The sequence below is a fragment of the Nocardioides cremeus genome, from assembly GCF_030518195.1.
Taxonomy (GTDB): domain Bacteria; phylum Actinomycetota; class Actinomycetes; order Propionibacteriales; family Nocardioidaceae; genus Nocardioides; species Nocardioides cremeus.
The window spans coordinates 23,446-45,905 of the sequence record NZ_JAULSC010000023.1; the positions used below are offsets into that span (position 1 = coordinate 23,446).

General features: G+C 72.6%; 23 protein-coding genes and 1 riboswitch. Of the genes, 17 read left to right on the forward strand and 6 right to left on the reverse strand.

What is annotated here, in order from left to right; genetic code table 11:
- Positions 1–14: 14 nt before the first annotated feature.
- Positions 15–177, forward strand: a riboswitch (SAM riboswitch).
- A 10-nt stretch (positions 178–187) separates the two neighbouring features.
- The 8 genes from thrC to QWJ41_RS17920 all read left to right on the forward strand — a co-directional run bounded on the left by thrC (position 188) and on the right by QWJ41_RS17920 (position 7,182).
- A complete protein-coding gene (gene thrC, locus QWJ41_RS17885; RefSeq protein WP_302709813.1) occupies positions 188–1,453 on the forward strand; it encodes a threonine synthase in 1,266 nt (421 codons plus the stop codon).
- Positions 1,454–1,467: 14 nt separating this feature from the next.
- Positions 1,468–1,746, forward strand: a complete 279-nt coding sequence (locus tag QWJ41_RS17890) for a MoaD/ThiS family protein (RefSeq protein ID WP_302709814.1) — start codon at positions 1,468–1,470, stop codon at positions 1,744–1,746.
- Positions 1,747–2,259, forward strand: coding sequence for an SRPBCC family protein (locus QWJ41_RS17895; RefSeq protein WP_302709815.1), 513 nt, complete (start codon positions 1,747–1,749; stop codon positions 2,257–2,259). It begins immediately after the preceding gene.
- Between the two features lie 78 nt (positions 2,260–2,337).
- Positions 2,338–3,231: an SGNH/GDSL hydrolase family protein gene (locus QWJ41_RS17900; protein WP_302709817.1), complete on the forward strand. Its 894-nt coding sequence runs from the start codon at positions 2,338–2,340 to the stop codon at positions 3,229–3,231.
- 104 nt (positions 3,232–3,335) lie between these two features.
- Positions 3,336–4,970: a chaperonin GroEL gene (gene groL, locus QWJ41_RS17905; RefSeq protein ID WP_302709818.1), complete on the forward strand. Its 1,635-nt coding sequence runs from the start codon at positions 3,336–3,338 to the stop codon at positions 4,968–4,970.
- A 135-nt stretch (positions 4,971–5,105) separates the two neighbouring features.
- The gene (locus QWJ41_RS17910) at positions 5,106–5,654 is read left to right on the forward strand and encodes a hypothetical protein (protein WP_302709819.1); all 549 of its coding nucleotides are present in this window, start codon (positions 5,106–5,108) and stop codon (positions 5,652–5,654) included.
- Positions 5,655–5,686: 32 nt separating this feature from the next.
- Positions 5,687–6,256 carry a nucleotidyltransferase family protein gene (locus QWJ41_RS17915; RefSeq protein ID WP_302709820.1) on the forward strand — a complete coding sequence of 190 codons (570 nt, stop codon included), beginning with the start codon at positions 5,687–5,689 and terminating at the stop codon, positions 6,254–6,256.
- Entirely contained in the window at positions 6,253–7,182 is a 930-nt protein-coding gene (locus tag QWJ41_RS17920) for an aminoglycoside phosphotransferase family protein (RefSeq protein ID WP_302709821.1), read from the forward strand. Before QWJ41_RS17915 ends, QWJ41_RS17920 begins: the two co-directional genes overlap by 4 nt.
- 23 nt (positions 7,183–7,205) lie before the next feature.
- On the opposite strand, the gene QWJ41_RS17925 is transcribed toward QWJ41_RS17920, so the two are convergent.
- Positions 7,206–7,619 carry a DUF2256 and DUF3253 domain-containing protein gene (locus QWJ41_RS17925; protein WP_302709822.1) on the reverse strand — a complete coding sequence of 138 codons (414 nt, stop codon included), beginning with the start codon at positions 7,617–7,619 and terminating at the stop codon, positions 7,206–7,208.
- A 60-nt stretch (positions 7,620–7,679) separates the two neighbouring features.
- On the opposite strand from QWJ41_RS17925, the gene QWJ41_RS17930 reads away from it, so the two are divergent.
- From QWJ41_RS17930 to QWJ41_RS17950, 5 genes are all read left to right on the forward strand, one after another.
- Positions 7,680–8,573, forward strand: coding sequence for an AAA family ATPase (locus tag QWJ41_RS17930; protein WP_302709823.1), 894 nt, complete (start codon positions 7,680–7,682; stop codon positions 8,571–8,573).
- The gene (locus tag QWJ41_RS17935; protein WP_302709824.1) at positions 8,570–9,706 is read left to right on the forward strand and encodes a vWA domain-containing protein; all 1,137 of its coding nucleotides are present in this window, start codon (positions 8,570–8,572) and stop codon (positions 9,704–9,706) included. The genes QWJ41_RS17930 and QWJ41_RS17935 overlap by 4 nt, the downstream gene beginning before the upstream one ends.
- On the forward strand, positions 9,699–10,841 hold the full coding sequence (locus QWJ41_RS17940) for an XdhC family protein (protein WP_302709825.1): 1,143 nt from the start codon (positions 9,699–9,701) through the stop codon (positions 10,839–10,841). The genes QWJ41_RS17935 and QWJ41_RS17940 overlap by 8 nt, the downstream gene beginning before the upstream one ends.
- Before the next feature lie 188 nt (positions 10,842–11,029).
- On the forward strand, positions 11,030–12,262 hold the full coding sequence (locus QWJ41_RS17945) for a sigma-54-dependent transcriptional regulator family protein (protein WP_302709826.1): 1,233 nt from the start codon (positions 11,030–11,032) through the stop codon (positions 12,260–12,262).
- A 204-nt stretch (positions 12,263–12,466) separates the two neighbouring features.
- Entirely contained in the window at positions 12,467–13,408 is a 942-nt protein-coding gene (locus tag QWJ41_RS17950) for a glycine betaine ABC transporter substrate-binding protein (protein WP_302709827.1), read from the forward strand.
- A 94-nt stretch (positions 13,409–13,502) separates the two neighbouring features.
- On the opposite strand, the gene QWJ41_RS17955 is transcribed toward QWJ41_RS17950, so the two are convergent.
- Genes QWJ41_RS17955 through QWJ41_RS17965 form a run of 3 tightly spaced genes read right to left on the reverse strand, consistent with a single transcriptional unit; the run spans position 13,503 to position 16,202 of the window.
- Positions 13,503–14,348: an ABC transporter permease gene (locus QWJ41_RS17955; RefSeq protein ID WP_302709828.1), complete on the reverse strand. Its 846-nt coding sequence runs from the start codon at positions 14,346–14,348 to the stop codon at positions 13,503–13,505.
- Positions 14,345–15,508: an ABC transporter ATP-binding protein gene (locus tag QWJ41_RS17960; RefSeq protein ID WP_302709829.1), complete on the reverse strand. Its 1,164-nt coding sequence runs from the start codon at positions 15,506–15,508 to the stop codon at positions 14,345–14,347. Before QWJ41_RS17960 ends, QWJ41_RS17955 begins: the two co-directional genes overlap by 4 nt.
- A 34-nt stretch (positions 15,509–15,542) precedes the next feature.
- Entirely contained in the window at positions 15,543–16,202 is a 660-nt protein-coding gene (locus QWJ41_RS17965; RefSeq protein ID WP_302709830.1) for an ABC transporter permease, read from the reverse strand.
- A gap of 178 nt (positions 16,203–16,380) precedes the next feature.
- Here QWJ41_RS17965 and QWJ41_RS17970 point away from each other — a divergent pair, with 178 nt between their 5' ends.
- From QWJ41_RS17970 to QWJ41_RS17985, 4 genes are read left to right on the forward strand one after another with little or no spacing between them, the layout of a single operon-like run.
- Complete coding sequence (locus QWJ41_RS17970) at positions 16,381–16,851, forward strand: (2Fe-2S)-binding protein (protein WP_302709831.1); 471 nt, start codon at positions 16,381–16,383, stop codon at positions 16,849–16,851.
- Positions 16,848–19,331, forward strand: coding sequence for a xanthine dehydrogenase family protein molybdopterin-binding subunit (locus QWJ41_RS17975; protein ID WP_302709832.1), 2,484 nt, complete (start codon positions 16,848–16,850; stop codon positions 19,329–19,331). Before QWJ41_RS17970 ends, QWJ41_RS17975 begins: the two co-directional genes overlap by 4 nt.
- Entirely contained in the window at positions 19,328–20,185 is an 858-nt protein-coding gene (locus QWJ41_RS17980; protein ID WP_302709833.1) for an FAD binding domain-containing protein, read from the forward strand. Before QWJ41_RS17975 ends, QWJ41_RS17980 begins: the two co-directional genes overlap by 4 nt.
- Entirely contained in the window at positions 20,185–20,925 is a 741-nt protein-coding gene (locus tag QWJ41_RS17985; protein ID WP_302709834.1) for an SRPBCC family protein, read from the forward strand. Before QWJ41_RS17980 ends, QWJ41_RS17985 begins: the two co-directional genes overlap by 1 nt.
- Before the next feature lie 64 nt (positions 20,926–20,989).
- Here the strand turns inward: QWJ41_RS17985 and QWJ41_RS17990 are convergent, their stop codons facing one another.
- Positions 20,990–21,256 (reverse strand): hypothetical protein, encoded by a 267-nt coding sequence (locus QWJ41_RS17990; RefSeq protein WP_302709835.1) that lies wholly within the window; start codon positions 21,254–21,256, stop codon positions 20,990–20,992.
- Positions 21,257–21,347: 91 nt separating this feature from the next.
- The gene (locus QWJ41_RS17995; protein ID WP_302709836.1) at positions 21,348–21,974 is read right to left on the reverse strand and encodes an alpha-ketoglutarate-dependent dioxygenase AlkB; all 627 of its coding nucleotides are present in this window, start codon (positions 21,972–21,974) and stop codon (positions 21,348–21,350) included.
- Between the last annotated feature and the right edge of the window lie 486 nt (positions 21,975–22,460).

Below are 22,460 nucleotides of genomic sequence, written 5' to 3' on the forward strand. Positions count from 1 at the left end.
CGTACAGTGGCGCCTGCTCATCAAGAGGGACTGAGGGAACGGCCCGTCGACGTCCCGGCAACCGCCACGATCCTCCGCCCACCAGGGCGTCCGCACCTGCGGACCACCTGCGACAGCGGTTCGTGGAAACGGTGCTACATCCGGCCCGGTGCGAGAGACGCCCGGGGAAGATGAGAAGGAGGACTTCATGAGCGCTGTCATCACCGAGAAGCCCACCCTGCGCGAGGGTGCGTTCGGCCACGCCACCGGGCTGGTCTGCCGCGAGTGCGGCCACCAGGTCGAGCTCGGCCCGCACTACGCCTGCACCGAGTGCTTCGGCCCGCTGGAGGTCGCCTACGACTTCCCCGCGGTCACCCGCGAGCAGATCGAGGCCGGGCCGCGCAACATCTGGCGCTACAAGGCGCTGCTGCCGGTGCCCGACGACATCGAGCAGAGCCCCAACACCGAGCCCGGCTTCACCCGCCTGCTCGAGGCCCGCAACCTGGCCGCCGAGCTGGGCCTGACCAAGCTGTGGGTCAAGGACGACTCGACCAACCCCACCAACTCCTTCAAGGACCGGGTGGTGGCCTGCGCGCTGAGCGCCGCCGTCGAGTTCAAGGCCAAGGTCTTCGCCTGTCCCAGCACGGGCAACCTGGCCAACGCGGTCGCCGCCGCCGGGGCCCGGGCCGGCATCAAGACCGTGGTATTCATCCCCAGCAACCTCGAGAAGCCCAAGCAGGTGAACTCGGCGGTCTACACCGACTCCCTGGTCGCCGTCGACGGCAACTACGACGACGTCAACAAGCTCGCCTCCGAGATCGCCGGCGAGGAGGAGGGCTGGGCGTTCGTCAACGTCAACGTGCGCCCCTTCTACGCCGAGGGCTCCAAGACCCTGGGCTACGAGATCGCCGAGCAGCTCGGCTGGCGCCTGCCCGACCAGGTGGTCATCCCGGTCGCCTCCGGCTCCCAGCTGACCAAGGTGCACAAGGCCTTCCGCGAGCTCGTGCGCCTGGGCCTGGTCGAGGACAAGCCGGTGCGCATCTTCGGCGCCCAGGCCTCCGGCTGCTCCCCGGTCTCGACGGCCTACAAGGGCGGCGTCGACGCCATCCGTCCGGTCAAGCCCGACACGATCGCCAAGAGCCTGGCCATCGGCAACCCCGCCGACGGCATCTACGTGCTCGACATCTGCCGCGAGACCGGCGGCGCGGTCGAGGACATCGACGACGACGCCGTGCGCGAGGGCATCCTGCTGCTGGCCCGCACCGAGGGCATCTTCACCGAGACCGCCGGTGGCACCACCGTGGGCGTGCTGAAGAAGCTCGTCGAGACCGGCCAGCTCGACACCTCGCTCGAGACGGTGGTCATCAACACCGGCATGGGCCTGAAGACCCTCGACGCCGTGGCCGACTCCGTGGGCCCGGCGGCGACCATCGCGCCGTCGTACGCCGCGTTCGTGGCCACCGGCATCGCCTGAGCGGAGGAACACAGATGAGCGTGTCCGTCCGGATCCCCACGATCCTGCGCACCTACACCGGCGGCGAGAGCGAGGTGCCGGCCTCCGGCGCGACGCTCGTCGAGGTCCTCGACGACCTCGAGTCGCGGCACCCGGGCATCCGTGCGCGCATCCTCGACGACAACGGCGCGCTGCGCCGCTTCGTCAACGTCTACGTCGGCAACGACGACGTGCGCTTCCTCGACGACCTGGCCACGCCCACGCCCGACGGCGTGCAGGTCTCGGTCATCCCGGCCGTGGCGGGCGGCTGCTGAGTGGCCCGCGAGATGCGCGCGACCCGCCTGGTCGAGGTCGCCCACATCCCCGCCGCGCCCGCGCCCTTCACCAACAGCGTCGACCTGGCGATCACCCCCGAGCAGCTCTTCGAGGTGCTGGCCGACGCCGAGGCCTGGCCGCACTGGGCCACTGCGATCACCAGGGTCACCTGGACCAGCCCGGGCGCGGCCGAGGGCGACATCGCGGTCGGTGCGACCCGCACCGTCGAGATGCAGGGCGGCATCGTGGGCGAGGAGGTCTTCCTCGACTGGGACCCGCCGCGCACCATGGCCTTCTGCTTCACCCGCACCAACGCCCCCGGCATGGCCGCCTTCGGCGAGCACTACGTGGTGGTGCCGACGGCCGAGGGCTGCCGGCTGACCTGGACGCTCTCGATGTGGCCGACCGGCGCCCAGCGCTGGATCCTCAAGCTCTTCGCCCCGGTCCTCGACATCACCTTCTCCTCCTTCCTCAAGAAGCTGCGTCGCTACACCGACCGCCGCTTCGCCTGAGCGGCACGGCCCCAGGTCGTCACGCGCCGTCGGCCCGGGCCTCACCCGGGGTTCACCGGGGTGCGCTGTGGTGGGCCGGTGACTCGACGCCTCGTCCTGCCCGCCGTCGTCGTGGGCGCCGCCGCCGGCGTGGCGTCGTACGCCGTGCGCGGACTGCTGGCGCGCCAGGCCGCGGCCGCGCGCCACCTGATCGGCAAGCCGCTGGGCGAGCAGGCGCCGTACGCCGACCGGGTCTGGAAGCGCACCTACGGCGACCCGCTCGACCTGCTCCTGCTCGGTGACTCGATCGCGGCGGGCCTGGGTGCCCAGCGGCGCAAGGACACCCTCGGCGGGCGGCTCAGCAAGGGCCTGGCCAAGCACCTGCAGCGGGGGGTGCGGCTGCGCACCGCGGCGGTGGTCGGCGCGGAGAGCTCGATGCTCGCCGCCCAGCTCGACGCCCTGCCGCGCGGCTACCGCGCCGACGTCGCCGTGGTCGTGGTGGGCGGCAACGACGTGACCCACCGGGTGCCGGTCGCCGAGGCCGCGGCGCACCTCGCCGGGGCGGTCGCCCGCCTGCGCGCCCAGGGCACCGAGGTGGTCGTCGGCACCTGCCCCGACCTCGGCGCGCTGCGCCCGGTGCCGCAGCCGCTGCGGCGGCTCGGCTCGCTGGCCTCGCGCCAGCTCGCGCGCGCCCAGGAGGAGGCGGCCGTCGAGGCCGGCGCGCACGCCGTCTCGCTGGCCGAGGTGGTCGGGCCGTTCTTCACCACCGACCCCGACGCGATGTTCAGCCTCGACCGGTTCCACCCCAGCGCACTGGGCTACCGACGCACCGCCGAGGCCCTGCTGCCCTCGCTGCTCACCGCCGTCGGCGAGCACGACCGGGTGCCCCGCGGGCACCGCCTGCCACGTTTGCACTCGACCCGGGCGAGTGCTAAACATGACGCTGGCAGTCTCATCATGAGAGTGCCAGACATCCCCGGTCCGGGGAGTTGAGGTCAGCAGCGTCGGCGGGAAGGGTCCGCCGGTTCGGCCTGGCCGTCCGTCGCGGGCAACGAACCGGTCCGTCCAGCTCTTGATTGCGAAGGATCGCAGCAGATATGCCGAAGCTGATTGCATTCGACGAGGAGGCCCGGCGCGGCCTCGAGCGTGGCATGAACACGCTCGCCGACGCCGTGAAGGTCACCCTCGGTCCCAAGGGCCGCAACGTCGTGCTCGAGAAGAAGTGGGGCGCCCCCACGATCACCAACGACGGTGTGAGCATCGCCAAGGAGATCGAGCTCGAGGACCCGTACGAGAAGATCGGTGCCGAGCTCGTCAAGGAGGTCGCCAAGAAGACCGACGACGTCGCGGGCGACGGCACCACCACCGCCACCGTGCTGGCCCAGGCGATGGTCCGCGAGGGCCTGCGCAACGTGGCCGCCGGTGCCAACCCGATGAGCCTCAAGCGCGGCATCGAGGCCGCTGTCGCCTCGGTGTCGGAGTCGCTGTCGAGCATGGCCATCGACATCGAGACCAAGGACCAGATCGCCGCCACCGCGTCGATCTCGGCCGCGGACTCGACCGTCGGCGAGATCATCGCCGAGGCGATGGACAAGGTCGGCAAGGAAGGCGTCATCACCGTCGAGGAGTCGAACACCTTCGGGCTCGACCTCGAGCTCACCGAGGGCATGCGCTTCGACAAGGGCTACATCTCGGCGTACTTCGCCACCGACATGGAGCGCATGGAGGCCGTCCTCGAGGACGCCTACGTGCTGATCGCCAACCAGAAGGTCTCCAACGTCAAGGACCTGCTGCCGATCCTCGAGAAGGTCATGCAGTCGGGCAAGCCCCTGCTGATCATCGCCGAGGACACCGACGGCGAGGCCCTGTCGACGCTGGTCGTCAACAAGATCCGTGGCACCTTCAAGTCCGTGGCCGTCAAGGCCCCCGGCTTCGGTGACCGCCGCAAGGCCATGCTGCAGGACATCGCGATCCTGACCGGTGGCCAGGTCATCTCCGAGGAGGTCGGCCTCAAGCTGGAGACCACCGGTCTCGAGCTGCTCGGCCAGGCCCGCAAGGTCGTCATCACCAAGGACGAGACCACGATCGTCGAGGGCGCCGGCGACGCCGCCCAGATCGAGGGCCGGGTCAACCAGATCCGCGCCGAGATCGAGAACTCCGACTCCGACTACGACCGCGAGAAGCTCCAGGAGCGCCTCGCCAAGCTGGCCGGCGGCGTGGCCGTCATCAAGGTCGGCGCGGCCACCGAGGTCGAGCTCAAGGAGCGCAAGCACCGCATCGAGGACGCCGTTCGCAACGCGAAGGCGGCCGTCGAGGAGGGCATCGTCGCCGGAGGTGGCGTGGCGCTCGTGCAGGCCTCGGCCACCGCGTTCGACAAGCTCGAGCTCGAGGGCGACGAGGCGACCGGTGCCAACATCGTGCGCGTCGCGACCGAGGCCCCGCTCAAGCAGATCGCCATCAACGCCGGCCTCGAGGGCGGCGTCGTGGCGGAGAAGGTGCGCAACCTGACCCCCGGTCACGGTCTCAACGCGGCCACCGGCGAGTACGTCGACATGATCGCCTCCGGCATCATCGACCCCGCCAAGGTGACCCGCAGCGCGCTGCAGAACGCCGCCTCCATCGCGGCGCTCTTCCTCACCACCGAGGCCGTCGTGGCCGACAAGCCGGAGAAGGCGTCCGCGATGCCGGGCGGCGACGGCGGCATGGGCGGCATGGGCGGCATGGACTTCTGATCCAGCCCCACCCGTAGCACCCAGCACGACCAGCACGACCTCAGCAGGGCCCTCGCCTCCGGGCGGGGGCCCTGTCTGCGTGCTGGGTCGGGGGGAAGACGTTTGGGGTGGGCGCTCGTGCGGCAGGCTGGGGCCGTGCCCGAGACCCCCCGCTCCGCCGACAGCACCGAGACCGTCGCCAGCTCGGGTCGCGGACCCCTGACCTGGGTGGTCGCCGGGCTCGCGGTCGCGGTCATCCTCGTGGTCGGGGGCGTGGCGCTGCTCGGGGGCGACGACGCCGAGGTGCCGCTGGCCGACGACACGACCACGGGCAGCGACACCCCGGGCGAGGACGTCGAGCCCACGGTGACCCGCCTCGACCTCGGCCAGGAGGGCGGGCGCTGCATGCAGCCCACCGCCGAGGCGCTGGCCGAGCAGCCGCTGGCCCTCGAGGCCACCGTCGTCGGCGTCGACGACGGCCTCGCGGTGCTCGAGCCCGTCGAGTTCTTCGCCGGCCGCGCCACCGACCGGGTCGAGGTGGTGGCCCCGAGCGAGAGCCAGCAGGCACTGGTCGGTGGCGTCGCGCTCGAGGAGGGCTCGCGCTACCTGCTGGCCGCCGTCGAGGGCCGGGTGCTGGGCTGCGGCCTGAGCGGGCCTGCCGAGCCCGAGCTCGCCGAGATGTACGCCGAGGCCTTCAACCGCTGACCCGCGGAGGTCGGTGGAGGAGAGGGGCACACGTGCACACGACAGGACTGCTGCTGGCCGCCGGCGCGGGGCGTCGCATGGGCACCCCCAAGGCCCTGGTCTCCGACGACCACGGCCCCTGGCTGACCCGGGCGGTGCACCTGCTCGACGACGGCGGGTGCGACGACGTGGTCGTCGTGCTGGGTGCCTCCGCGCCCGAGGCCGTGCGCCTGCTCCAGGTGCTCGAGGACACCGCCGGCGTCGAGGTCGTCCTCGCCGACCGGTGGGAGGAGGGGATGGGCGCCTCCCTCGACGCCGGGCTCGCCGCCCTCGACGCGGGCCCCGCGCAGGCGGCCCTGGTGAGCCTGGTCGACCTGCCTGACCTGGTGCCCGAGGTGGTGCGCCGGGTCCGCGCGGGCGGCGACGGACCCGCGGCGCTCGCGCGGGCGTCGTACGACGGCGTGCCGGGGCACCCGGTGCTGATCGGGCGCGAGCACTGGGCGGGGGTGCGCGCGAGCGCGGTGGGCGACCAGGGCGCCCGCGACTACCTGGCCACCAGGTCGGTGCGGCTCGTGGAGTGCGGCGACCTGGCCTCCGGCGACGACGTCGACACCCCGCGGTGAGCCCGGCGCACCCGCCGGTACGACTCCAACCGCTGACGCGCGCGCGGGTCGCCGACCTCGGCGAGGTGGGCGCGCGCTGGCAGGCCGGCCTGCCCGCTACCCTCGACGACCTCGCCGCGCGCTGGGACCTGGCCTGGGGCCGGCCGGTGCCCGGCGGCAGCGCGTCGTACGTCGTGCGTGCGCGCACCCGCGCCGGCGCGGAACGGGTGGTCAAGGTCGTGCTGCCCGACCCGACCCTGGCCGACGAGGCCCGGGTGCTGGCGGCCGCGGACGGCCACGGCTACGTGCTGCTGCACGACCGGGCGCCGGAGCACTCGGCGCTGCTGCTCGAGTCGCTCGGCGATCCGCTCGACCGGCTGCCCGCCGACCCCGAGCACAAGCTCCGGGTGGCGCTCGGGGTGCTCGCCGAGGCCTGGCAGCTGCCCGCAGGCGCCGCCACCGGCGAGGCCGACCCGGCGCCGAGGCTGCGTGCCGGGGTCGTCGAGCGCGACCGGCGGCTCGGGCAGCCGACCAACCCCCGGGTGCTGCGCACCGCGCTCGACTGCGCCGACGAGGTTGCGGGGTGGGCCGGGCCGCGCGTCGTCGCCCACGGCGACCCGCACCCCGCCAACGTGCTGCGGGTCCGGGAGCCACGCCCGGGTGCGCCGGGTGGCTGGGTGCTGGTCGACCCCGACGGGGTGCTCGCCGACCCGGCGTACGACGTCGGGGTGCTGCTGCGCGACTGGTGCAGCCACCTGCGCGGCCCCGACGCCCGCCGACGGCTGCGGCACTGGTGCGACCTGGCCGCGGAGGCCACGGGCGCCGACGCCGACCGGGTCTGGGCCTGGGCGTTCCTCGAACGGGTCTCCACCGGCCTCTACGTCAGCGACTTCGGGGCGACCGGCGTGGGCCGCCCCTTCCTCGACAGCGCCCGCGCCCTGCTGTGAGCCCGCCGACCCGGGCCCGGACCTCAGGCGCGACGGATCCGGATCGGCCCCTTGGCGGTCGACGGGTCGACCACGCGTCCACCCTGGGTGACCTCGACCTCGCCGGCGGCCACGAGCCGGCGGGCGGCCCGGCGGGCCGGCTCCATCAGCTCGCGCCACGCCTCCCCGTCGGCCGCGTCTGCCCCGTCGGTCCTGGCACCGCCGACGGCCCGCGCGGCCTCGGAGGGACAGATGGTGCTCGTGCGCGACCGGGCTGCGAGCAGGTCGAGGATGCTGGCCTCGAGCGCCCGGTCGGTGTCGGTGACGCCGTGGCGCCGGCAGGCCGTGGAGCAGTAGCGCACCTGGTCCCAGTCGCGCTCCCACTTCTTGCGCCACTCGATCGTGCGCCCGCACGCGGCGCAGGTCTTCGGCTCGGGGGTACTGCTCGCACGGGTCACCTCTCCAGTCTGCGGACGCACCCAACCGGAGGCCAACGACCCGCTGACTAGCCTGGGTCCATGACGCCCACCGACGTGCCCGACGCCACCGCCGTCGCGGCGCGCCTGCGCGAGACCGGCTACCTCTGCGACGACGACCTGGCCACGGTCGTGTTCCTCGCGCTGCGGATGCAGCGGCCGCTGCTGCTCGAGGGTGAGCCCGGCACCGGCAAGACCGCGCTGGCCGAGGCGCTGGCCGCCACGCTCGACCTGCCGCTGGTGCGGCTGCAGTGCTACGAGGGGATCGATGCCACCCAGGCGCTCTACGACTGGGACTTCCCCCGCCAGGTGCTCCACCTGCGCGCTCTCGAGGCGGCCGGCGGCGACGTCGACGCCGAGGGCGCCGAGAAGAGCCTGTACGACGAGCGCTTCCTGCTCGCCCGCCCGGTCCTGGCCGCGCTGCAGCAGGCCCCAGCGGTGCTGCTGGTCGACGAGGTCGACCGCGCCGACGACGAGTTCGAGGCGTTCCTGCTCGAGGTGCTCTCCACCTACCAGGTCTCGATCCCCGAGCTCGGCACCGTGCGGGCGGCGACCCCGCCCGTGGTGGTGCTGACCTCCAACCGCACCCGCGAGCTGCACGACGCGCTCAAGCGCCGCTGCCTCTACCACTGGATCGACCACCCGGGCCTCGAGCGCGAGGTCGAGGTGGTGCGCACCCGTGCCCCCGAGGTATCCGAGGAGCTGGCCCGCCAGGTCGTCGGCGTGGTCCAGCAGCTGCGCACCGGCACCGCCGCCGGCCCCCTGCAGAAGCCGCCGGGGGTCGCGGAGACCCTCGACTGGGCGCGCGCCCTGCACCACCTCGGCGCCACCGAGATCGACCTGGCCACGGCCGCGCGCACCGTGGGTGCGCTGGTGAAGTACCGCGAGGACGCCGACCGGGTGCGCCAGGCGCTCGACCGGATGCTCACCCCGTGAGCACCGTGAGCACCGTGAGCACCGCGGCTCACGCCCCCGACGAGCTGCTGCTCGGCTTCACCCACGCGCTGCGCGCCGCCGGGGTCGGCGTCACCCACGACCGTGGCGCCTCGTTCCTGGCCGCGACCGCGCACGTCGGGCTCGGCGACGTGGTCGCGGTGCGTGCGGCCGGCCGCGCGACGCTGTGCGCCGGCCCCGACGACCTCGACCGCTTCGACCAGGTCTTCGCCGCCTGGTTCGACCCCCGCGGCGAGCTGCCCCGCTCGCGCCCGGCGCCGGCGGGTGCCCCCTCGCCGGCCCTCCTGCCCGAGAGCGACGCCGGAGCCGGTGGCGACGGCGGTGACGACGACGAGGTCGTGCGCGCGATGGCCTCCGACGTCGAGGTGCTGCGCCACCGCGACGTGGCCTCGCTGAGCCCGGGGGAGAAGGCGCGGCTGGCCGAGATGTTCGCCTCGCTGCACGTGCGCGCGCCGCTGCGGCGCACCTCGCGCCACGAGCGGTGGCGCCGCGGCGACGTCGACGCCGCCCGCACCGTGCGCGCCAGCCTGCGCCGGATGGGCGAGCCGGCCGAGATCGCCTGGCGCCGCCGCAGCGTGCGCCCGCGCCGGGTGGTGCTGCTGGTCGACGTGTCGGGTTCGATGAGCGGGTACGCCGACGCGCTGCTGCGCCTCGCGCACCGGCTCTCCCACGCGCTGCCGGGCTCCCGCGTCGAGACCTTCACCCTCGGCACCCGGCTCACCCACCTGACCCGCGCGCTGCGCCTGCGCGACGCCGACCGGGCGCTGGTCACCGCCGGCGAGGCCGTCCCCGACTGGTCGGGCGGCACCCGGCTGGGGGAGTCGCTGGCAGCCTTCCTCGACCGGTGGGGCCGGCGCGGGGCGGCCCGCGGCGCCGTCGTGGTGGTCTTCAGCGACGGTTGGGAGCGCGGCGACCCCGCCCTGCTGGCCGAGCAGGTCGCGCGGCTGCAGCGCGTCGCCCATCGCGTGGTGTGGGTCAACCCGCACCGCGGCAAGGCCGGCTACGAGCCGGTGCAGCAGGGCGTGCTGGCGGTCCTGCCGCACGTCGACGACTTCGTCGCCGGGCACTCCCTGGCGACCTACGCCGAGCTCTGCGAGGTGATCGCCCGTGCGTGACGTGCTGCCCGAGCTGATGAGGTGGTGGGAGGCCGGCGAGACCGTCGGCGTCGCCACCGTCGTGGCGACCTTCCGCTCCGCTCCCCGCCCGCCGGGCGCCTCGATGCTGGTGGGCCCCGACGACACCGCGGTCGGCTCGGTCTCCGGCGGCTGCGTCGAGGGCGCCGTCTACGAGCAGGCCCAGGAGGTCGTCGCGGGCGGCACCCCCGTGCTCGAGCGCTACGGCGTCTCCGACGACGACGCCTTCGCCGTCGGCCTGACCTGCGGCGGCATCCTCGACGTGTGGGTCGAGCGGGTCTCGCGCGAGAGCTTCCCCGAGCTGGGTGCCCTGGCGGCCGACGTCGAGGCCGGGCTCCCCGTGGCCCTCGCGACCGTCATCGACCACCCCGACCCGGCCTGGCGCGGGCGGCGCATCGTCGTACGCCCCGAGGAGGAGCCGGTGGCCGGATCGATCGGCTCGCCGCGCGCCGACGCCGCGGTGCACGACGACGCGCTCGGGCTGCTGGCCAGCGGCACCAGCGCGACGCTGTCCTACGGCCCCGACGGCGAGCGGCGCGGCGAGGGGATGCGGGTCTTCGTGTGGGCCTTCGCGCCCAAGCCGCGGATGCTGGTGTTCGGCGCCATCGACTTCGCCGCCGCCGTCGCCCGCGTGGGCAGCTTCCTGGGCTACCACGTCACGGTCTGCGACGCCCGGCCCGTCTTCGCCACCACCAGCCGCTTCCCCGACGCCGACGAGGTCGTCGTCGACTGGCCGCACCGCTACCTGGCCGCCGAGCAGGAGGCCGGGCGCATCGACCAGCGCACCGTGCTCGCGGTGCTCACCCACGACCCGAAGTTCGACGTGCCGCTGCTCGAGGTCGCCCTGCGGCTGCCCGACGTGGCCTACGTCGGTGCGATGGGTTCGCGGCGCACCCACGACGACCGGCTCGAGCGGCTGCGCGCCGCCGGCCTCACCGACGACGAGCTCGACCGGCTCTCCAGCCCGATCGGCCTCGACCTCGGCGCCCGTACCCCCGAGGAGACGGCCATCTCGATCGCCGCCGAGATCATCGCCGGGCGCTGGGGCGGCACGGGTGAGCACCTCGCCGCCACCGAGGGCCGCATCCACCGCGACCTGCCCCACGACCTCGACTGAGCGGCGTACGGGCGGGGTGGCGCGCGTGGAGATTCATCGGCCGGCCGACAGACCTCCTGGGTGGACGACGAAGCTTCATCGGCCACCCGGGAGGTTCATCGGCCGGCCGATGAAGCTCCCGCGCCGTGGGGCCTCCAGGCAGCTCCGACTCTTGTGACCCGCATCACCCCCGGTGCTAGGTTCTGGCCATGGAAGCCGATCTGCGGGCGCGCCGGGTCGATGCCGTGCGCGCGTGGACCTCGTTCGTCGAGCACGGCGACGGCGCCGAGGCGCTGGTGCGCCCCGAGATCTGGTCGAGCTGGTCGCGCTCGGAGCAGACGATCGGGCCCGAGGTGCCGCACGCGCCCCTCGCCGACGAGACCGAGACGGCCGCCTACTGGCGCGACTCCCCGCTGCAGGCCGCCGTCGAGCGTGTCGAGGCCGACCTGCGGCGCACCGCCGAGGACGGCGACCTCGTGGTCGCGGTCACCGACCCGCAGACCCGGATCCTGTGGACGTACGGCGGCCGCACGATGCGTCGCAAGGCCGAGTCGGTCAACTTCGTGCCCGGCGGGTGCTGGGACGACCGCTCCGCCGGCACCAACGCCCTCGACCTGGCCAACCGCCACGACCGGGCCGCGACGGTCTTCAGCGCCGAGCACTACGCCTCGATGGTGCACAACTGGGTCTGCTGGGCCGCCCCCGTGCACGACCCGGCGAGCGGCGTCCAGCTCGGCGTGCTCGACCTCTCCACGACCTGGGAGCGCACCCACCCGATCGGGCTGGCGACCGCGCAGGTGATGGCCCGCCTGATCGAGCAGGCGCTGCCGGCCAGCGCCACGCCGCTGGGCCACGCCGTGGAGCCCGACGAGGGCGAGCCGGGGCTGGTGCTCTCGGTCCTCGGCACCGCCGAGGCGCTCCTCGACGGGCAGCGGCTGCTGCTCAACCGGCGCCAGAGCGAGATCCTCGCCCTGCTCGCGCTGCACCCCGAGGGGCTCTCCCTCGACCGGTTGCACGCGAGCGTCTACGGCGACCACGCGGTCACCTTCTCCACGCTCAAGGCCGAGGTCTCGCACCTGCGCCACGCGCTGGGCGGCCAGCTCTCCTCGCGTCCCTACCGGCTGACCATGCCGGTGGCCACCGACGTCGACCACGTGCTGGGCCTGCTGCGCCGCGGTCGGGTGGCCCAAGCCGTCGAGGCCTACGGCGGCGACCTCCTGCCGGGCACCGACTCACCGGCCCTGCAGGAGCTGGGGGAGTACGTCGCCGTCGCGGTCCGCGAGGCCCTGCTGGCCGACCCGCAGCCCGAGGCGGTGGCCCGCTACAGCGACCGCGCGCCGTACGACACCGAGGTCGTGGAGGCGGCGCTGGCCCGTCTCGGCGGCCGGGCCCACCCGCTCGTCCCGCTGCTCAAGGGCCGCCTGGCCGCCGCCCGACGCTGACAAGAGGGGTGCCGAACGAGACCGAGTCGTTATCCCCGTGCGTCACATCTGGCCCGCAGCGACCGCCCGGGCGGACTATGGTCGAAGGTGCCCACGGTCCCCTGCAGCGCGCTCGGGCGCACGCTGTGCACCGGCGGGCGGCTACCGGTCGTCGTGTGATGGGGACGTGCGCTCCATCCTGCAAGCGATCGGAAAGTTGAACAGATGCGCCTAGGCAAGAAGTTGATGGCCGTGTCGGCCGGAGTGGCCCTGAGCCTCACCGTCACCGCGTGCGGCGACGACAGCAGCAGCGCGAGCGGTGCGAGCGCCGAGCTCGACGGGGTCTCGCTCACGGTGGGCTCGAAGGACTTCACCGAGAACATCCTGCTCGGCGAGATGTTCGCCCAGGCCCTCGAGGCCCGCGGCGCCAGCGTCGACAACAAGGTCAACCTGGGAGGCACGTCGGTCAACCGCGACGCGCTGCTCAGCGACAACATCGACGTCTACCCCGAGTACAACGGCACCGGCTGGACGGTCCACCTCGGCAACGAGGACCCCAGCCAGGACCCCCAGGAGCTCTACGACGTCACGGCCGAGGCCGACCTGGAGCAGAACGACATCAAGTGGATCGGGCTCTCGCCGTTCAACGACACCTACGGCTTCGCGGCCAACGGTGACCTGGCCGAGCAGGAGGGCGGCTTCGACTTCCAGTCGATGGCCGACTACCTCGAGGCCAACCCCGACGCCACCGTCTGCATGGAGACCGAGTTCCCCGACCGGCCCGACGGCCTGGTGCTGTGGGAGGAGGCCACCGGCTACGAGCTGCCCGGCAGCCAGTCGCAGATCCTCGACACCGGCCTGATCTACTCCGAGACCTCCGACGGCAACTGCGACTTCGGCGAGGTCTTCACCACCGACGGCCGGATCACCGCGCTCAACCTCGAGCTCGTCGAGGACCCGGGCGTCATGATCATCTACAACAGCTCCTTCACGATGAGCAACGAGATCTACGAGGAGAACGCCGAGACCTACGACGAGATCGCCGAGGCGATCTTCGCCGACCTCGACAACGAGAAGATGGCCGAGCTCAACGCGAAGGTCGACGTCGAGGGCACTCCTGCCGAGCGCGTCGCCGAGCAGTACCTCGAGGACGCCGGCGTCCTCTGACCCCGGCCCCCGCTGCGCCCGCAGCACCCGCAGACAGCGACGCCGCCCGGTCCTCTCGGACCGGGCGGCGTCGTCGTGCGTGGTGGTGCGGGGCCTACAGGCCGCGCGGGCGCAGGTAGCGCTCGGCCATGGCGCCGAGCCAGTCGAAGGTCAGTGCCACGATCGCGACCATCACCGCGCCGACGATCAGCACCGGGTCCTGGTTGAGCTTCAGGCCCGAGCTGATGGTGATGCCCAGCGCGCCGCCGCCGATCAGGAAGGCCAGCGTGGCCATGCCGATGTTGAGCACCATGGCGGTGCGCACCCCGGCGAGGATCACCGGCACCGCGAGGGGCAGCTCGATGCGGGTCAGCACCAGTCGGCGGGTCATGCCCATGCCCCGGCCGGCCTCGATGACGCTGCGGTCGACCCCGTCGAGACCGACCATCGTGTTGCGCAGCACCGGCAGCAGCGCGAAGAGCGCCAGGCAGTAGACGACGGTCGCCGTTCCGTTGCCGAGCAGGAAGAGCCCGCCCACCAGCAGCCCGTACGCCGGGAACGCCTGGCCGGAGTTGGCCACCGTCATGAGCGTCGGCGCGACCCGGCGGAAAGCCGGGCGGGTCAGCAGGACCCCCAGCGGGATCGCGATCACGATCACCAGCAGCGTCGAGTACGCCGCGATCTCTAGGTGCTGCAGCGTCTGCGGCCACAGCTTGCCCGACCAGCTCAGCGCGGAGCGCTGCTGCATCACGGCGCTCTCGAGGTCGAGGCTGCGGTGGTAGAGCGCCAGCAGCCCGGCGAGGCCGGCGATCAGCACGGGCGCGATCCACAGTCCCCACCGGTCGATCAGCTCGGCGGCGTTGCGCCGGCGCGGGTCGGGTGAGAAGCCCTCGGGCGGAGTGGTCGAGACCGGGGTCCGGTTGCGGACCCAGCCCAGGCTGCTGGAGAAGACGCCGGTCATGCGTTCGCCTCCATCTCCTCGTAGTGCAAGCGTGCCTCGTACTGCGCGCGGCGGATGGCCTTGTTGAGGTGCGACATCTCCACGACGCCGGCGAAGGCGCCGTGCTTGTCGACCACGACGCTCTGGCCCGCTGCGCTCTGGACCATCAGCTCGAGCGCGTGGAAGAGGCTGTCGTCGCTGTTCAGCAGGTCGCCGACGTCCTCGCCGAGATCGTCGTACGACGCCGGCGACTTGGCCAGCTCGTCGCGGTGCAACCAGCGCAGCGGACGACGCTGGGCGTCGACCAGCACCAGCCACTCCAGGCCGGCCTCGTCGAGCTTGGCCACTCCCGTGGCGCAGGGGTCGGCGTCGGAGATCGAGGGGTAGTCGGTCTGCTTCAGCGAGCTGACCTTGAGGAAGTTCAGTCCCTTGATGGTCGAGCCGGTGCCGATGAAGTCGTCGACGAAGTCGTCGACCGGGTAGGCCAGGATCCGCTCGGGCGTGTCGATCTGGCGGATCGTGCTCCGATCGCCCAGGATCGCGATCCGGTCGCCCATCTTGATCGCCTCGTCGATGTCGTGGGTGACGAAGACGATCGTCTTGTGCAGCTCCTCCTGCAGGCGCAGGAACTCGTTCTGCAGACGGTCGCGGGTGATCGGGTCGATCGCGCCGAAGGGCTCGTCCATCAGCATGATGTCGGGGTCGGCGCCGAGGGCCCGGGCCACCCCGACCCGCTGGGCCTGGCCGCCCGAGAGCTCCTTGGGGAAGCGGTCGCGGTACTGGTCGGGGTCCAGGCCGACCGTCGTCAGCAGCGACTCGACCTGCTCGGTGATGCGCTCCTTCTCCCAGCCCAGCATCTTGGGCACGGTCGCGATGTTCTGCGCGATCGTCTGGTGCGGGAAGAGGCCGATCTGCTGGATGACGTAGCCGATGCGACGACGCAGCTTGTCGGGGTTGACCTTGGTGACGTCCTCGCCGTCGAGCAGGATGCGTCCGTTGCTGGGCTCGATCATCCGGTTGATCAGGCGCAGGGTGGTGCTCTTGCCGCAGCCGGACGGACCGACCAGGACCAGGATCTCGCCCTCGTGGACGTCGAGGGTCAGGTCCTCGACGGCCGGGATCTTGGTGCCGGGGTAGGTCTTGCCCACCCGGTCGAGGTGGATCTTGGGCTCGGGGCTCATGGGTTCCTCTCGATGGAGCGTTGGTGGGTGGTGCTCAGACGAGCAGGCCGCGGGGCGTGAACACCCGCTGCACGGTCGCGAGCACGGCGTCGAGCACCAGCCCGAGTGCCACGGTGAAGACGACGCCGACGACGACGGCGTTGCCGGCGTTCGGGAAGCCGTTGCGGGTCAGGCCGTCCTGGATGAAGGAGCCGAGTCCGTCGCCGCCCACGAGCACCGCGATGGCCGTCAGGCCGACGATGAGCAGGGTGGAGACGCGGATGCCGGCCATCACGACGGGGAAGGCCAGCGGCAGCCGCACCTTGAGCAGCTGCTGGCGCGGGCTCATCCCCATGCCGCGGGCCGACTCCACGACCGCCGGGCTCACCGAGTCGAGACCGGTCACGGTGTTGCGCAGGATCGGCAGCAGGCCGTAGAGGACCAGCGCCACGATCGCCGGCCGGTTGCCGATGCCGAAGAGCGGGATGAACAGCGCGAAGAGCGCCAGCGAGGGGATGGTCAGGAAGATGCCGGTGATCGACAGGGCCAGGGCCCGCACGATCGGCCGGCTCTGCGCCCAGGCGCCCAGCAGCACCGCCACGACGGTGGCGACACCGACCGAGATGGCGACGATCTGGAGGTGGTTGACGAGCTCCTCGAGGATGAACTCGAGGTTGTCTTGGACATAGGTGAACCAGTTGCCGAGTGCTTCCACGCGTGCCTTTCTGGGGTCGGACAGCCCCCTCACCTTACGGCGTCCCGGACCGGGCGTGGGTCGTACCCGGTCTCACCCCCGCCGTGAGCGCCTCGCCAACCGGCGACCAACCCGGTCGCCCTAGCGTGAGCCGCATCACACCAGCATGCGCGCACGCGCACCTGCAGAGGGAGAGTCCATGACCCGGATCAGTCTCACCGTCGACGGCTCGAAGGTCGCCGACGACGTCGAGCCGCGGATGCTGCTCGTGCAGTACCTGCGCGAGCGCCTCGGCAAGACCGGCACCGTCGTCGGCTGCGACACCAGCAACTGCGGTGCCTGCACCGTCCACCTCGACGGCACCAGCGTGAAGTCGTGCAACGTGCTGGCCGTGCAGGCCGACGGGGCCGAGGTCACCACGATCGAGGGCCTGGCCACGGGGGAGGACCTGCACCCGGTGCAGGAGGCCTTCCGCGAGTGCCACGGGCTGCAGTGCGGCTTCTGCACCCCGGGGATGATCATGCAGAGCGTGGCGCTGCTGGAGGAGAACCCGCAGCCCAGCGAGGAGGAGATCCGGCTCGGCCTCGAGGGCAACCTGTGCCGGTGCACCGGCTACCACAACATCGTCAAGGCCGTGCAGCAGGCGGCCGGGCAGGGGGCGGCGTCATGACCGCGACCCAGGAGCGCGCCGAGGTCGCCCAGGAGATCGGCCGCGACCGCCGGCGCAAGGAGGACCAGCGCCTGATCACCGGTCGCACCCGCTGGACCGACAACATCACGATGCCGGGCATGCTGCACCTGGCGATGGTGCGCAGCCCCTTCGCGCACGCGACCATCACCTCGATCGACAAGAGCGAGGCCGAGGCCGCGCCCAACGTGGTCGCGGTGCTCACCGGCGCCGACCTCGGCGAGTCCCAGGGCACGCTGATCAACGCCTGGGCCATCACGACCGACCAGGTCGCCCCGGCCCACCCGCCGATGCCGCCCGACCGCGTCAGCTTCGCCGGCGAGGTCGTGGCCGTGGTGGTGGCCCGCAGCGCCGCCGAGGCCCGCGACGCCGCCGAGCTCGTCGACGTCGAGTACGACGAGCTGCCGGCCGCCGTGGACCTCAAGGCGGCCGCGCGCGACGAGGTGCTGGCCCATCCCGACCTGGGCACCAACAAGTCCGCGTTCTGGAAGTTCGACTCCGCCGAGGCCGGCACCGGCGGCGACGTCGACGAGGCCATCGCCAAGGCCCGCGACGGCGGCGTCGTCATCGAGCGCGAGTACCGCCAGCAGCGGCTGATCCCGGCGTTCATGGAGCCGCGCTCGGTGGTCGTCGACCCCACCGGCGAGCAGATCACGATGTGGTCGGCGACCCAGATCCCGCACATCCTGCGCTTCGCGCTGGCCGCCACCACCGGCGTGCCGGAGTCCAAGATCCGCGTCATCGCCCCCGACGTCGGCGGCGGGTTCGGTGGCAAGCTGCAGACCACCCCGGAGGAGTGGCTGGTCTTCGCGATCGCGCGCCGGCTGGGCAAGCCGGTCAAGTACACCGAGACTCGCAGCGAGTCGCTGATGGTCGGCCACCACGGCCGCGACCAGTGGCAGAAGCTGACCCTGAGCGCCGAGAAGGACGGCACGGTCACCGGTCTCAAGGTCGAGCTGCTGGCCGACCTGGGCTCCTACGTCTCGCTCATCGGCGGCGGGGTCCCGGTGCTGGGCGCGTTCATGTTCAACGCGATCTACAAGTTCCCGGCCTACCAGTTCAACTGCCAGACCGTGCTGACCAACAAGACCTGGACCGACGCCTACCGGGGCGCCGGGCGGCCCGAGGCGACGTTCGCCATCGAGCGGCTGATGACCGAGCTCGCGGCCGAGCTCGACATGGACCCGCTCGAGCTGCGGGAGAAGAACTGGATCCGCCACGAGGAGTTCCCCTTCACCACCGTGGCCGGGCTCGAGTACGACACCGGCAACTACGAGGCTGCGACGGCGAAGGCCAAGGAGATGTTCGGCTACGACGAGCTGCGCGAGGAGCAGCGCCGACGCCGCGAGGCCGGCGACACCGTCCAGCTCGGCATCGGCGTCTCGACCTTCACCGAGATGTGCGGCCTGGCCCCCTCGCGGGTGCTGGGCCAGCTCAACTACGGCGCCGGCGGCTGGGAGCACGCGAGCGTGCGGATGCTGGCCACCGGCAAGGTCGAGGTCACCACCGGCGCCTCCGCGCACGGCCAGGGTCACGAGACCGCGTTCAGCCAGATCATCGCGGACCGCCTGGGGGTCCCCTTCGAGGACGTCGAGGTGCTGCACGGCGACACCCAGGTCGCCCAGCGCGGCCTCGACACCTACGGCTCGCGCTCGCTGGTCGTGGGCGGCGAGGCACTGGTGCGGGCCGCCGACAAGGTGATCGAGAAGGCGAGGCCGATCGCGGCGCACCTGCTCGAGGCCTCGGTCGACGACCTCGAGTTCTCCGGGGGGCGGTTCTCGGTCAAGGGCACCGACCAGGGGATGAGCATCGCGGAGGTCTCCACCGCGGTCTTCACCGCCCACGACTACCCCGAGGGCATCGAGCCCCAGCTCGACTCCGACGCCACCTACGACCCGGTGAACTTCAACTACCCGCACGGCACCCACCTGTGCGCCATGGAGGTCGACACCGAGACCGGCCAGGTGAAGATGCGCAAGTACGTCTGCGTCGACGACATCGGCACGATCATCAACCCGCTCATCGTCTCGGGCCAGGTGCACGGCGGTCTGGTGCAGGGCATCGCCCAGGCGCTGTGGGAGGAGGCGGTCTACGACGACGCCGGCACGCTGGTCTCGGGGTCCTTCACGGACTACCTGCTGCCCACCGCGGCCGACACGATCTCCTTCGACATCGACCACACCTCCTCGCCCTCGATCACCAACACGCTGGGCACCAAGGGGGTCGGCGAGGCCGGCACCATCGCCTCGACGCCCGCCGTGGTCAACGCGGTCGTCGACGCGGTGCGCCACTTCGGCGTCAACGACATCCAGATGCCGTGCACGCCCGAGCGCGTCTGGAAGGCCGTGCACGACCGAGACGCGGGCGGCGGCGATCCCACCACCGGTGCGGCGGCCCCGCACTTCGACTCCTCGACGGGCATGGACGGCACCGTCGACCGCACGACCGGAGGCACGCTGTGATCCCCGCACCGTTCGACTACCTGGCCCCCACCTCGGTGGAGGAGGCGCTGGCCGCGCTCGCCGAGCACGGCGACGACGCCAAGGTGCTGGCCGGCGGGCAGAGCTTGCTGCCGGTGCTGCGGATGCGCCTCAACGCCCCCGAGGTGGTCATCGACCTCGGGCGCATCGAGTCGCTGCGGGGGGTGCGCGACGAGGGCGACGTGGTCGTCGTCGGGGCGATGACGCCGCACAGCGTCGTGGCCTCCGACCCGCTGGTCGCCGAGCACGCCGGGCTGGTCTCGCGTGCCGTCGAGCACCTGGCCGACGCCCAGATCCGGCACCGCGGCACCTTCGGCGGGGCGCTGGCCCACGCCGACCCGGCCGGCGACCTGGGTGCACCCGCGCTGGCGCTCGGAGCGCAGTTCGTGATCGCCGGGCAGGGCGGCTCGACCCGCACGGTCGAGGCCGACGACTTCTTCGTCGACCTCTTCGAGACCGCGATCGGCGAGGACGAGCTGCTCACCGAGGTCCGCCTGCCCAAGCACACCGGCTGGGGCGCGCACTACGAGAAGTTCGTACGGGTGGCCCACCAGTGGCCGATCGTCGCGGTCGCAGCGGCCGTCAAGGCCGAGGGCGGCACGATCACCGAGGCGCGCGTGGGCCTGACGAACATGGGCTCCACGCCGCTGCGGGCCCGGGCGGTCGAGGAGGCCCTGCGCGGCCAGCCGGCCACCGAGGAGGCCGTGCGCGAGGCGGCCTCGCGCGCCGCGGAGGGCTGCACCCCGCCCTCCGACCTCAACGGCGACGCCGACTACCGCCGCCACCTGGCCACGGTGCTGACCCGGCGAGCGGTGCTCGCGGCTGCGGGGGCGTAGTGGACCTCCGGCACCAGTTCAGCGTCCCGCTCGGCGTCGAGGAGACCTGGGAGCACTTCCAGGACATCGGCGCGCTCGCCGAGTGCTTCCCCGGCGCCACCGTCACCGGGGTCGAGGACGACACCTTCAAGGGCACCGTCAAGGTGAAGCTCGGCCCGATCGCCCTGCTCTACACCGGGTCGGGCACGTTCGTGGAGAAGGACGACGCGTCGCACCGCTACGTCGTCGACGCCAAGGGCAAGGACAAGCGCGGCAACGGCACGGCCGGGGCCAAGGTGACCCTCTCGATGAGCGCGGCCGGCGCGGAGCGCACCGACGTCGAGGTGGTCACCGACCTGGCCGTCACGGGCAAGCCCGCGCAGTTCGGCCGCGGGGTGATGCAGGACGTCTCCGACAAGCTGCTGGGCCAGTTCGTCAGCTGCCTCGAGCAGCGCCTCGCGGCTCCGGGGGAACCGGAGCCGGCCGACATGCCGCCCCCTGCCGCTCCTGCTCCTCCGGGCAAGCACATGGGGGAGGACCCGGGCGTGCCGGAACCGGAGCCGGCCTCCACGAGACCGGAGCCGCCCCGGCCGGTGTCATCAGCGGGCACGTCGACTCCCACGTCGGCGGGCGCCGGCGACGAGGCGCTCGACCTGGGCTCGACCGTGCTGCCGGTGCTGCTGCGCAGCTACGGCCCGAAGGTCGGGGCCGGGCTGGTCGTGCTCCTGCTCGTGTGGTGGGCCAGCCGGCGACGAGGCTGACGCGCGGGCCCCCGCGCGGTCGCACGACCGCGCGGGGGCCGTCACGTCCTGAGGCCCGCGCGCCTCAGAGCAGCGCGACCACGAGCGCGGCCACCAGCACCGCCACGACGGCGACGGCGATCAGCAGCCAGACCATGCTGCCGGTGCGCTTGCCGGAGTCCAGTGGCGTCTCCGGCAGGTGCAGCCGGTCCTCGGGCGAGGTGCTGAACCCCATGGACGGATCGGTGCTGGCCCCGACCGGGTGGTCGCCGCGCACATGAGCTGCGGGAGGGCGCTCGTGGTGCTGGCGGTGCCGACCGGTCTCACCGGAGTGCGGGTCCTGGCTGGTCATGGAGTACCTCCCGTCGCAGGCACCCCGAGCGGCGCCCTGGAACCCTCCATTGAACGCCTGTCGCGACGAGCGCGCCAGACCCGTGCGGGCGTCAGAAGACGTTGAGCGGTCGGAACTGCACCGAGAGCCGCGGACCGGCGTGCGCGACCTTCGGCACCGCGTGCTCCCAGGTGCGCTGGCAGCTGCCGCCCATCACCAGCAGGTCGCCGTGGCCGGTCTCGAAGACCCGGCTCTCACCGCCCCCGCGCGGGCGCAGGTGCAGCTTGCGCGGGTCGCCGACCGAGACGATGGCCACCATCGTGTCCTGGGTGCTGCCGCGCCCGATCGTGTCGCCGTGCCAGGCCACGGAGTCTCGGCCGTCGCGGTAGTAGCAGCAGCCCGCGGTGCGGAACGGCTCACCGAGCTCGGGCAGGTAGTGCTCGCTCAGTGCCTCCCGGGCCTGGGTCAGGACCGGGTGCGGGAGCTCCTCGCCGATCATGTAGGTGTGCAGCAGGCGGGGCACGTCGACCAGCCGGTCGTACATCTGGCGTCGCTCGGCGCGCCAGGGCACCTGCTCGACGAGGGTGCTCATCACGTCGTCGGGCTCGGGCAGCCAGGAGCGCAGCACGTCCACCCAGGCCCCCTGGCCGAGGTGGTGGCGCTCGAGTCCGGCGAGGCCCTCGACCAGGGCGGGCACCCCGTCGGACGGCGCCGCGAAGAGCGTGGTCTGGAAGTCCATGTCGACATCGTACGACGCATCTCGAACGCGTGTTCGAGATGGTCCACGGCGTGTCGCGCCCGGAGAACCGGCGTACGCCGGCCGTTGATCGAGCAGCGAGGGCCGGAGGCTCGAGCGACGCCGAGACCCCGCAACCACCCGGCGTACGGCGAGCACGTCACCCACCGGGTCTCGGCGACGCTCCTCGCTGGCGCTCGTCGCTGCTCGACCAACGACGGGGACGCACCGTTGGTCGAGCAGTGAGGGCCGGAGGCTCGAGCGACGCCGAGACCCCGCAACCACTCGGCGTACGGCGAGCACGTCACTCACCGGGTCTCGGCGATGCTCCTCGCTGGTGCTCGTCGCTGCTCGACCTACGACAGGGTCGCACCGTTGGTCGAGCAGTGAGGGCCGGAGGCTCGAGCGACGCCGAGACCCCGCAACCACTCGGCGTACGGCGAGCACGTCACTCACCGGGTCTCGGCGATGCTCCTCGCTGGTGCTCGT

Coding starts and splice junctions, on each gene's coding strand:
- thrC (WP_302709813.1), top strand. CDS start 188: ATGAGCGCTGTCATCACCGAGAAGCCCACCCTGCGCGAGGGTGCGTTC.
- QWJ41_RS17890 (WP_302709814.1), top strand. CDS start 1,468: ATGAGCGTGTCCGTCCGGATCCCCACGATCCTGCGCACCTACACCGGC.
- groL (WP_302709818.1), top strand. CDS start 3,336: ATGCCGAAGCTGATTGCATTCGACGAGGAGGCCCGGCGCGGCCTCGAG.
- QWJ41_RS17930 (WP_302709823.1), top strand. CDS start 7,680: ATGACGCCCACCGACGTGCCCGACGCCACCGCCGTCGCGGCGCGCCTG.
- QWJ41_RS17945 (WP_302709826.1), top strand. CDS start 11,030: ATGGAAGCCGATCTGCGGGCGCGCCGGGTCGATGCCGTGCGCGCGTGG.
- QWJ41_RS17950 (WP_302709827.1), top strand. CDS start 12,467: ATGCGCCTAGGCAAGAAGTTGATGGCCGTGTCGGCCGGAGTGGCCCTG.
- QWJ41_RS17955 (WP_302709828.1), bottom strand. CDS start 14,348: ATGACCGGCGTCTTCTCCAGCAGCCTGGGCTGGGTCCGCAACCGGACC.
- QWJ41_RS17960 (WP_302709829.1), bottom strand. CDS start 15,508: ATGAGCCCCGAGCCCAAGATCCACCTCGACCGGGTGGGCAAGACCTAC.
- QWJ41_RS17970 (WP_302709831.1), top strand. CDS start 16,381: ATGACCCGGATCAGTCTCACCGTCGACGGCTCGAAGGTCGCCGACGAC.
- QWJ41_RS17975 (WP_302709832.1), top strand. CDS start 16,848: ATGACCGCGACCCAGGAGCGCGCCGAGGTCGCCCAGGAGATCGGCCGC.
- QWJ41_RS17990 (WP_302709835.1), bottom strand. CDS start 21,256: ATGACCAGCCAGGACCCGCACTCCGGTGAGACCGGTCGGCACCGCCAG.
- QWJ41_RS17995 (WP_302709836.1), bottom strand. CDS start 21,974: ATGGACTTCCAGACCACGCTCTTCGCGGCGCCGTCCGACGGGGTGCCC.